The 9,501-nt window shown below is 64.0% G+C and carries 9 protein-coding genes and 1 pseudogene; 8 read left to right on the forward strand and 2 right to left on the reverse strand.

The window, feature by feature from the left end:
• Window positions 1-313: 313 nt before the first annotated feature.
• Window positions 314-1,132: pseudogene (locus AB9K37_RS11560) on the forward strand (tyrosine-type recombinase/integrase); the annotation flags it as partial.
• Window positions 1,133-1,538: 406 nt separating this feature from the next.
• Here AB9K37_RS11560 and AB9K37_RS11565 read toward each other — a convergent pair.
• Window positions 1,539-2,429 (reverse strand): helix-turn-helix domain-containing protein, encoded by an 891-nt coding sequence (locus AB9K37_RS11565; protein ID WP_369838707.1) that lies wholly within the window; start codon window positions 2,427-2,429, stop codon window positions 1,539-1,541.
• A 134-nt stretch (window positions 2,430-2,563) separates the two neighbouring features.
• Here AB9K37_RS11565 and AB9K37_RS11570 point away from each other — a divergent pair, with 134 nt between their 5' ends.
• From AB9K37_RS11570 to AB9K37_RS11600, 7 genes are read left to right on the forward strand one after another with little or no spacing between them, the layout of a single operon-like run.
• Window positions 2,564-3,799, forward strand: a complete 1,236-nt coding sequence (locus AB9K37_RS11570; protein ID WP_369838709.1) for an amino acid ABC transporter substrate-binding protein — start codon at window positions 2,564-2,566, stop codon at window positions 3,797-3,799.
• 60 nt (window positions 3,800-3,859) lie between these two features.
• The gene (locus AB9K37_RS11575) at window positions 3,860-4,723 is read left to right on the forward strand and encodes a branched-chain amino acid ABC transporter permease (RefSeq protein WP_369838711.1); all 864 of its coding nucleotides are present in this window, start codon (window positions 3,860-3,862) and stop codon (window positions 4,721-4,723) included.
• Between the two features lie 2 nt (window positions 4,724-4,725).
• Window positions 4,726-5,640, forward strand: a complete 915-nt coding sequence (locus AB9K37_RS11580; RefSeq protein WP_369838713.1) for a branched-chain amino acid ABC transporter permease — start codon at window positions 4,726-4,728, stop codon at window positions 5,638-5,640.
• The gene (locus AB9K37_RS11585) at window positions 5,637-6,365 is read left to right on the forward strand and encodes an ABC transporter ATP-binding protein (RefSeq protein WP_369838716.1); all 729 of its coding nucleotides are present in this window, start codon (window positions 5,637-5,639) and stop codon (window positions 6,363-6,365) included. Before AB9K37_RS11580 ends, AB9K37_RS11585 begins: the two co-directional genes overlap by 4 nt.
• A complete protein-coding gene (locus AB9K37_RS11590; RefSeq protein ID WP_369838718.1) occupies window positions 6,358-7,068 on the forward strand; it encodes an ABC transporter ATP-binding protein in 711 nt (236 codons plus the stop codon). Before AB9K37_RS11585 ends, AB9K37_RS11590 begins: the two co-directional genes overlap by 8 nt.
• A gap of 22 nt (window positions 7,069-7,090) precedes the next feature.
• The gene (locus tag AB9K37_RS11595) at window positions 7,091-8,542 is read left to right on the forward strand and encodes an aldehyde dehydrogenase (RefSeq protein WP_369838721.1); all 1,452 of its coding nucleotides are present in this window, start codon (window positions 7,091-7,093) and stop codon (window positions 8,540-8,542) included.
• A 9-nt stretch (window positions 8,543-8,551) separates the two neighbouring features.
• Complete coding sequence (locus tag AB9K37_RS11600; RefSeq protein WP_369838724.1) at window positions 8,552-9,031, forward strand: hypothetical protein; 480 nt, start codon at window positions 8,552-8,554, stop codon at window positions 9,029-9,031.
• 247 nt (window positions 9,032-9,278) lie between these two features.
• On the opposite strand, the gene AB9K37_RS11605 is transcribed toward AB9K37_RS11600, so the two are convergent.
• The coding region (locus tag AB9K37_RS11605; RefSeq protein ID WP_369838727.1) for a hypothetical protein at window positions 9,279-9,501 on the reverse strand (223 nt) is incomplete at its 5' end.

A 9,501-nucleotide genomic window follows, 5' to 3' on the forward strand; every position in this document is an offset into this window, starting at 1 on the left:
CGTGAACCTGAAAAACATCCTTGGCCAGATCAAGGCCTACTGTCTTAACTGTCATTGAGTGGCTCCTTTCCTAGCAGTCATTGATAGCTGCACTTTGGCACATTCGATGCCGGTGGAGCAGGAGCCACCCACCTCATCCGCAACGGGCCGAGTCGCGACATTTAGCAGGCAGTGGGCGGGAGGACTAAGCCGCTCCGCGGCATTGGCGCGCTTGGCTGATGTTGCGGCCCCGCGCCTATAGGATGCGCGTTTTGTGTTCTCGGCGACCTGGCTGACGATTGGGGCCTTCTCAATCATCAGACAGGAGGCTCCCATGACAGAGGAGAGAGTGACACCGCTGCGTCAGCGGATGATCGAAGATATGAATATCCGCGGCTTGGGCGATAAGACCCAGAAGGCCCACATTCGGAACGTGAAGCATTTCGCCGCCTTCCTCGGACGCTCGCCGGACACGGCAACACCGGAAGAACTTCGGTCATATCAGTTGAAGATGACCGAGGACGGGGTATCGGCCAGCACCTTCAACGTTCGGATCATTTCCTTGAGGTTCTTCTTCGGCGTGACCTGCGGCCGGGACGAGATGAAGCGTTTCATGCAGTTTCACCGCAAACCCCGCAAGTTGCCGGTGGTGCTGAGCGTCGAGGAGGTGGCGGACTTGCTGGCCGCCGTTCCCGGGCCCGGGCTCAAGTATCGGGCTGCGCTTGGCATCAGCTATGGCGCAGGGCTGAGGGCGTCCGAGGTGTGCCACCTCAAGGTCACTGACATCGACAGTGATCGCATGCTGATCCACGTCGATGAGGGCAAGGGCGGGAGAGATCGCAAGGCGATGCTGTCGCCAAATCTGCTCGTGCTGTTGCGCGAATACTGGCGGGAGTCGCGGCCGGAAGGCTGGCTGTTCCCGGGCAAGCCGAAGATCAATCCGCTATCGCCCCGTCAACTGAACAGGGCGTTCACTTCGGCCAAGCATATGGCCGGCATCCAGAAGGCAGCCACGCTGCACACCCTCCGCCACAGCTTCGCAACGCACCTGCTGGAAGCGAACACGGATGTCCGCGTCATCCAGGTACTGCTGGGCCACGCCAAGCTGACGACGACAGCGCGCTACACCCAAGTGGCGACCAAGACGATCCGCAGATCCGGTCCGAACAGTGTGTGCGCTCCCCTTTCCAGCGCGGCCAAAGGCGGCAGCAACTCCGAAATGCACAGCCTTGTCGGGATCACCGACCGAGTTTGCGACCGTATCAGGCACCTGGCTCGCCATCAGCCGCACCCCGGACGCAGCCGCCGCCCCGACCGCCCGCGCACTTTCTCCATAGGACGATCCAAGACCCCCGCGGCTTCCTCCTTCCGAGGTTTGTCAACGCGGGCCTCCACCTCCCGGCCGCCCACGTCGCGCCGCGGCCCGCATCGAAAAACCTTCAGGGAAGCGGGCGTCCGCTGCTGACTGGACGAACGGCAGCAATGCGCAGAGCGCGCACGGTTGGGAAAGGTGTACTACACTTCGCAAGACAAGACGATGCGTTAGGAACGCAGGGACACTATGGCCAGTCGGCAAAGGAGACGTCTTCGCCCATCTCGCGATAGACCGGGGTGAAGGTTCGTCGGAATTGTGCAGGGGGCAGTTTTTCATGCCTGCGAAAGAACCGGCCAAAGTAGGCGGCGTCGTTGAAGCCGAGGCGATAAGCCACTTCGGACACCTGAAGGTTTGTCGTCACCAACAGGGCCTTGGCCTCTTCCATCAACCGACGCTGGATGTGTTGGTGCGGTGCGACGCCCAAAGCACGCTTCACGGCGGTGTTCAGACGGTCGCGGGTCACGCCGATGCGGCTGGCGTATTCTTCGGTGGTCCAATGATTTTGCAGGTGCAATTCGACCAGAGTGACGAAGCTGTCCGAAATCCGGTCCGGCTGCTGTTCCGGAGACTGCCGCACGGGCCCTGCGGCCCGCCAGACGTCGAGCAGCAAGAGCGCCACGCAATGGTTCAGAACAGTGTCGGCACCCGCTCGATCCTCTCGCAGTTCGGTTTCGATCCTGTCGAACATCGTGGTGACCGAAGCCAACAGAGCGTCTTCGAGATCCGATTTGAAGATCCTGCGGCTGACGACCTCGCGGACATGCGCGGACAGGGCGTCCGTGGGCAGGGCACGGGCAATGGTGCGTTCCGGCAGCCGCAGGATACTGCCACGCGCCCCGGCGGACAGGGCAATCTGCGTGGTCCAGCCGCTCGGCGCCCAGATCAGACAAGGCGCCACGATCTCGCGTTCCACCTCTTCCGAGAGGAACGTGCCGCGTCCGGCAAGCAGCAACAACAACACCGCCCGATCGCCGGATGTGTGGAATTCGGTATTTGTGAGCGGGCTGCGGATGCGCTCCGCCTGGATGGTTTTGCGGTCCATGTCACCCTCGAAGAATTCCGTCAAAAGTACCATTCAATCCCCAAAATGTCTATTATCGAGACATCTTTTTTGTGCCTAATATTGTGGCACGCCGCGCATTGGAGGATGCGCGACGAACGGCCAGCGCAGGCATCAGACCTGCGCACGCCATCTAAGGGAGGACATCAATGACCTATTCACCAATGCGGGCCGCACGTGCGGTCTGCCGCCGATCCGCCATGCTTGCCACCGTTGCAGCTCTCTGCGCGGGCTCATCCATGGCCCTGGCGCAATCCGACACAATCACCATCGGCTACGCGGTGTCGAAATCCGGTCCCAACGCGGGTGGCTCGGACATGACCGTGACGCCCAACTACGAACTCTGGGTGTCGGAGGTGAATGCCGCCGGGGGCCTCAAGCTGCCGGACGGTTCGCAGAAGATGATCGAGGTCATCGCCTACGATGACCGTTCCTCGGCAGAGGAGGTGGTGCGTGCGGTGGAACGCCTGGCCACGCAGGACGAGGTGGATTTCATCCTCCCGCCTTGGGGCACCGGCTTCAACCTCGCGGTCGCGCCCTTGATGGCGAAATTCGGCTATCCCCATCTGGCAGGGGCCGCCGTCACTGACAAGGCACCGGATTTCGTCAAGCGGTGGGACACCAGTTTCTGGTTCATGGGCGGCAGCGGCGATTACGTCGAGGCGCTGACAGAGATCCTTGTCGCACAACGCGAGGCGGGCAGGATCAATGACCGCATCGCCATGATCTCGGTGGCGGATGGCTTTGGCATCGACTTGGTAAAGGCCGCGCGCCCCGCCTTCGAGGATGCGGGCTTCGACATCAGCTATGACAAGACCTTCCCGCCGGAAACATCCGATTTCGCGACCATTCTCGGTGAAGCGGGCAATGCCGAGGCAGACACCTTCGTGGCCTTCAGCTACCCGCCGCACACCTTTGCCCTGACCAAGCAGGCGAAGGTCGCGGGCTTCAATCCGCCGGTCTTCTACCTTGGCGTCGGCGCGGGCTTCCCGGTCTACCCGAAGATCGCGGGCGGCTCGGTCGAGGGGGTCATGAGCCTAGGCGGCATCGACCCGAACAACACGCTGAACGCGGCCTACCGCGCCAAGCATGAGGAAATCGTCGGCCGTGCCCCAGATTACTGGGGGTCGGTTCTGGTCTATGCGTCGCTGCAGATGCTGGGGCAGTCGATCGAGCGCGTGGGTCTGGACAAGTCCGCCGTAGCGCAGGAGCTGTCGACCGGCACCTTTGCCACCGTGCTGGGCGAAGAGACCCGGCTGGAGGACAACCAGCTGCGCGCGATCAATTGGGTCGGCCAGTGGCAGGACGGCCAGTTCGTCGCCGTGGCCCCGCAGGGCGGTGACGGCCTGACCGCCGTGCAGCTGCCGAAGCCCGACTGGCAATAAGCGCAAACGAGGGGGAGAGCCCGCGCCGCCCTCCCCCGACACAAACCAAACCGGACTCCCATGCTAGATCATATCGTCAACGGGCTCGTGCTCGGCGGCACCTACGCGCTTGTCGCGATGGGGCTGACCATCCAGTACGGCATCGCCCGCATCATGAACCTCAGCTTCGGCGACACGATCATCGCCGCGTGCTTTGCCACTTACCTGCTGTTCTCCGCCCTGAATGTCGGACCCTTGCTGGCATTGATCGTTCTTGTCCCTGCCGGCTACCTGATCAACCTCGGCATCTACCGTGTCATCATGAAGCCGCTGGTGACCCGTGCGCCCGACGATGGCGCGCTGGAGGTGGACAGCATCCTCGTCACCTTCGGCCTGCTCTTCGTGATCCAGGGCGTGCTTTTGACGATCTTCGGCGGTGGCTACACCAGCTACAGCTTCCTGAACCAGCCGATCGAGGTGCTTGGCACCGCCGTCGCGGCGAACCGTCTGCTGGCGCTTGGGCTGTCACTGGCCATCGGCGCGGTGCTGGTGGCGGTCCTCTACCGTAGCCGTTGGGGCATGATCCTGCGCGCCGTGGCCGTCGCCCCGCAAAGCGCACCGCTCTTCGGCATCGACACTGACCGCGCCGCCCGCACCGCCTTTGCGCTGGGGGGCGCGCTGGCCGCCACCGGGGGCGTGGTGCTCTCGATGTTCCAGACCTTCACCGCCACGGGCGGCGTCGTCTTCACCATGAAGGCCCTGATCGTGGTGATCCTCGGCGGCAAGGGCAGCGTGCCCGGAGCCATCATCGCCGGGCTGCTGCTGGGCCTGGTCGAGACCTTCGTAGCCGCCTACGTCGATCCCGGCCTGACACTTGCCTCGGTCTATGCGGTGTTCCTTGCGCTGTTGCTGGTGCGGCCCAACGGCCTGTTCGGAAAGGCGTGACGATGAAACCTATCCATGCATTCCCGCTTGCCGGAGCAATCCTTGTCGCGCTTGCTGCTGCACCCCTCTTTGTGTCGGACTATTGGACCGGCGTGCTTTTGGGGATGACCGGCTACGTCACGCTCGCCACGGCCTGGGCGCTGTTCTCCGGCCCGACGCGCTATGTCTCGCTCGCCACGGTCGCCTTCTTCGGAGTCGGTGCCTACACCGTCGCCGTGTTGAACGAAACGCTGCCCTATCCGCTGGTGCTGGCCAGCGCGGCGGGGATCGGTGCGGTCATTGCGCTGGTGGTCGGCCTGTCGACGCTGCGCTTGGCAGGCGTCTACTTCGTCATCTTCACCTTCGGGCTGGCCGAGCTGGTGCGCCAGACCGTCAGCTGGTGGGAGGTCAACGTGACCTACACCATGGGGCGCTACGTCTTTCTGCCGTTCGAGGGGCGGCACATCTACTGGCAGCTTCTGGCGCTCGCGACCGTCACGCTGCTGATCTCCTGGGGGATCGGACGGACGCGGCTGGGGCTGGCGCTGCAGGCCATCGGCGATGACGAGACCGTCGCCGCCCACGCCGGCATCGATGTCACCCGGGTCAAGCTGCTGCTCTTCGTGATCTCAGCCACGCTGATCACCCTGACCGGTGCGATCCAGGCCCCGCGCTGGACTTATATCGAACCGTCGATCGTGTTCAATCCGACCGTCTCCTTCATGACGCTGATCATGGCACTTCTGGGCGGGGCGATGCGCCTCTGGGGGCCATTGGTAGGGGCAATCCCGCTGTTCTTCCTGTTCGAATGGCTGTCGGTGAGCTTCCCGGACCATTTCTCGATCATCCTCGGGCTGCTCTTCATCCTCATCGTCTTCTGGATGCCGCAGGGCGTGCTCGCCAAGATCGAGGACCTGCGCAAAGGAGGCCGGACATGAGCGCGGCACTGCAACTGGACAACATGCACAAACGGTTCGGTGGGCTGGTGGCAGTCAAGGACGTATCCTTTGCCCTGACCCCCGGCGAAGTGGTGGGGCTGCTTGGTCCGAACGGATCGGGTAAGACCACGGTGATGAACATGATCTCGGGCGCCCTGCCCTCTGACGGCGGTCGTGTCCGGGTCAGCGACACGGACATCACCCGGATGCCACCGCACCGCGTGGCCCGTCACGGCGTGGCCCGCACCTTTCAGCTGGTGCGCCCGCTACCAACACTCACCGCCGGCGAGAACGTCCTGCTGTCGCTGGCCTTTGGACATAAACGCCACTGGGGCCGCGAGGCACAGGCGATGGTCGAGGAAAAGCTGGCCTTCGTCGGGCTGGGCGGGCGTGGCAACGAGAGGGTCGGCAACCTGACCTATATCGACCAGAAGCGTCTGGAGATGGCCCGCGCCCTTGCGTCAGAGCCGGAAATCCTGCTGCTCGATGAATGGCTTGCCGGGCTGAACCCCTCTGAACTCAAGATCGGCATCGACCTTGTGCGCCACCTGCAGGGACAGGGTATGACCATCCTGCTGGTGGAACACATCATGGAAGCCGTCCGCGCCCTGTGTTCGCGCTGCATCGTCATGAGCGCGGGCGAAGTCATCGCCGAGGGCGGCACGCAGGACGTGCTCTCGCGGCCCGCCGTGATCAAGGCCTACCTGGGAGACGACCATGCTTGAGATCGCCAATCTCACTGTCCGCTACGGCAAGCACCTGGCACTGGACGCGGTCAACCTGACCGTCGGCTCCGGCGAGATCGTCGTCGTCCTGGGCGCGAACGGGGCCGGGAAATCCTCTCTGCTCAAGGGGGTCGCAGGGATGGTCCCGCGAGATGCCGGATCGGTGACGCTGAACGGCACGCCTCTCGACGGGCTCCACGCGCACAGCCTGCCTAATGCTGGGCTGGCGCTGGTGCCCGAGGGGCGCGGCATGATCGGGCCGATGACGGTCGAGGAAAACCTGCGCCTTGGTGCCACGCCGGACCGCGCCCGAGACCATGAGGACGAGACCTTGGAACAGGTCTTTGACATCTTTCCACGGCTGAAGGAGAGGCGCAGGCAGATCCTGCGCACCATGTCCGGAGGCGAACAGCAGATGGCCGCCGTGGGCCGCGCCATGATGTCGAAGCCTGATATACTGCTGCTCGACGAACCCAGCCTCGGCCTCGCGCCGATCATCGTCGGCGATCTGTTTCGCGCACTGGCAAAGGTACGCGATACCGGCATGGGCCTGTTGATCGTGGAGCAGAACGTGACCATCAGCCTGCGCAACGCGGAACGCGGCTACCTGCTGGAGGCCGGTCGCATCACCGGTGCGGGCACGGCGCAGGACCTGATGCAAGATGACGCGGTCAAGGACGCCTTCCTTGGCGGGGCCGCATGATATTCGAAACCGGAGAGAAGACATGACCGTATTGGATCTTTTGATCGCTGGCGAAAAGCGGGCCGCAGAGGGCGGGCGCACGTTCAGCCGCAAGAACCCGCTGACCGGAAAGGTCGCCACAGAGGCCGCCGCCGCCAGCACCGGTGACGCCGTCGCCGCCGCCGATGCCGCCGCCGCGGCCTTCCCCGCGTGGTCGGAGACCGGACCGGGCCAGCGCCGCGCGCTTCTGATGTCCGCCGCCGACGCGCTGGAGGCGCGCAAGGCCGACATTACGGACGCCATGGCGGCCGAGTTGGGGGCAACTGCGGCATGGGCCGGTTTCAACGTGATGCTCGCCGCCGGGATGCTGCGCGAGGCTGCCGCCATGACCACCATGATCAAGGGCGAGATCATCCCCTCGAACCGTCCTGGCTCCATGGCGATGGCGATCCGGCAACCGGCGGGCGTGGTGCTGTCCATGGCGCCGTGGAATGCGCCGGTGATCCTTGGTGTGCGGTCGATTGCCATGCCTCTCGCCTGTGGCAATACAGTGGTGATGAAGTCGTCAGAGCTCAGCCCGCGCACCCATGCCCTGATCGTGGAGGCCATGCAGGACGGTGGCCTGCCGCCGGGCGTGCTGAACGTCATTTCCAATGCGCCCGAGGATGCCGCCGGGATCGTCGAAGCGCTGATCGGCCATGCCGCCGTGCGCCGGGTGAACTTCACCGGCTCGACCCGCGTGGGGCGGATCATCGCGAAACTCGCCGCCGAGAACCTGAAACCGGCACTGCTCGAACTGGGTGGCAAGGCCCCGATGATCGTCCTAGACGATGCCGATCTGGACAAGGCGGTCGCCGCAGCGGCCTTCGGCGCCTACATGAACCAGGGCCAGATCTGCATGTCCACCGAACGGCTGGTGGTGCATGAGGCCGTGGCGGACGCCTTCGTGGCCAAACTGGGCGAGAAGGTCCGCTCGATGGCCGTGGGCGATCCGCGTGAGGGCAATACGCCGCTGGGCTGCGTGGTGGACAAGGGCGCGGTGGACCGCATTCTCAGCCTTGTGCGCGAGGCGGAGGACAAGGGCGCGACCCTCGTGGCGGGCGGTCAGGCAGATGGCGTGCTGATGGAGGCGACGCTGCTGGATCATGTCACCCCGTCGATGCGCATCTACACCGAGGAGAGCTTTGGCCCCACGGCCTCCATCGTCCGGGTCGGCAGCATCGACGAGGCGGTGCGCGTTGCCAATGACACCGAATACGGCCTGTCCGCCAGCGTCTTTGGCGAGGACGCGGTCCGCGCCATGGCGGTGGCCCGGCGCATCGAGAGCGGCATCTGCCACATCAACGGTCCCACGGTGCATGACGAGGCGCAGATGCCTTTTGGCGGGGTCAAGGCCTCTGGCTACGGACGCTTCGGCGGCACGGCGGCGATCGAGGAGTTCACCACCCTGCGCTGGATCACCGTGCAGGACGGCCAACCGCACTATCCGATCTGAGGGCAACGGATGTTCGATCTTGACGGCAAGGTCTGTCTGATCACCGGCGGCGCGGGGTCCATCGGCCTCGCCGCCGCGCGGGCGCTGGCCGCGCAGGGCGCGCGGCTGGCGCTAGTGGACCTCGATCCGGCAGCGCTGGACCACGCCTGTGACGACGCCTTTGGCGAGAGGGCGGCGGTCGAGCCGCCGTTCGTCAAAGCGTGGGAGCCGGAGCAGGAACGCACCACCCTCGATATCAAAGCCGCAGGCATCACCTCCGTGCTCTGGGCCATCGGCTTCCGACCCGACTACTCTTGGATCGAACCGGACGTCTTCGACCAACGCGGCAAACCCATCTTCAAGCGCGGCGTCACCGAACATGCAGGACTGCACTTCATCGGACTGGGCTGGTTGAACACATGGGGCTCGGGCCGCTTCCTCGGGATCGAGGAAGACAGCCGTCATCTCGCCGATCAAATCGTGGAAAGGCAGCGCGTACTCCAGATCTGAGCGCAGACAGCCATCGGAAGGCCGGACATCCGGGCTCATGATTGTGAAACAGAGGATATCGGTGAAATGGTCCGAATGCCATGAAAGGGCTGACACCGGTCATTCGCCACACCGGTCATGAATGACCGCTGTGGGCCGGTTGTTAAGTCGTACTTGGGGCGACCACGCGTGTGCGCCTGCTGCACCGCCGCATGACCGCTTCGAGCCCATAGTTACAGATGCTGCGCTGTGCTCCAATGACTGCTACTCAGGCTCCGGCCAAAAAGGAGACAAAATCAAAGGCGATTTTGCCAAGGGTTTGTGACACAAGATTTTTCAACGATTCCCGTGAGTGTGAACGGCGGAGCAATACTCGGCCACGGTAGCGACGGCATAGTGTTGTCGCGGGCGGCGTAAAAGTCGTCCACTTTTGCCCTTTCGGATTTCGGGAGGGCTTGGGGATATACACCGTGGACTTGTATTTGAAGGTG

The organism is Donghicola sp. XS_ASV15, from assembly GCF_041224595.1.
In the GTDB taxonomy this organism is placed as follows: Bacteria; Pseudomonadota; Alphaproteobacteria; order Rhodobacterales; family Rhodobacteraceae; genus Donghicola.

Coding starts and splice junctions, on each gene's coding strand:
- AB9K37_RS11595 (WP_369838721.1), top strand. CDS start 7,091: ATGACCGTATTGGATCTTTTGATCGCTGGCGAAAAGCGGGCCGCAGAG.
- AB9K37_RS11585 (WP_369838716.1), top strand. CDS start 5,637: ATGAGCGCGGCACTGCAACTGGACAACATGCACAAACGGTTCGGTGGG.
- AB9K37_RS11565 (WP_369838707.1), bottom strand. CDS start 2,429: ATGGTACTTTTGACGGAATTCTTCGAGGGTGACATGGACCGCAAAACC.
- AB9K37_RS11580 (WP_369838713.1), top strand. CDS start 4,726: ATGAAACCTATCCATGCATTCCCGCTTGCCGGAGCAATCCTTGTCGCG.
- AB9K37_RS11575 (WP_369838711.1), top strand. CDS start 3,860: ATGCTAGATCATATCGTCAACGGGCTCGTGCTCGGCGGCACCTACGCG.
- AB9K37_RS11570 (WP_369838709.1), top strand. CDS start 2,564: ATGACCTATTCACCAATGCGGGCCGCACGTGCGGTCTGCCGCCGATCC.
- AB9K37_RS11590 (WP_369838718.1), top strand. CDS start 6,358: ATGCTTGAGATCGCCAATCTCACTGTCCGCTACGGCAAGCACCTGGCA.
- AB9K37_RS11600 (WP_369838724.1), top strand. CDS start 8,552: ATGTTCGATCTTGACGGCAAGGTCTGTCTGATCACCGGCGGCGCGGGG.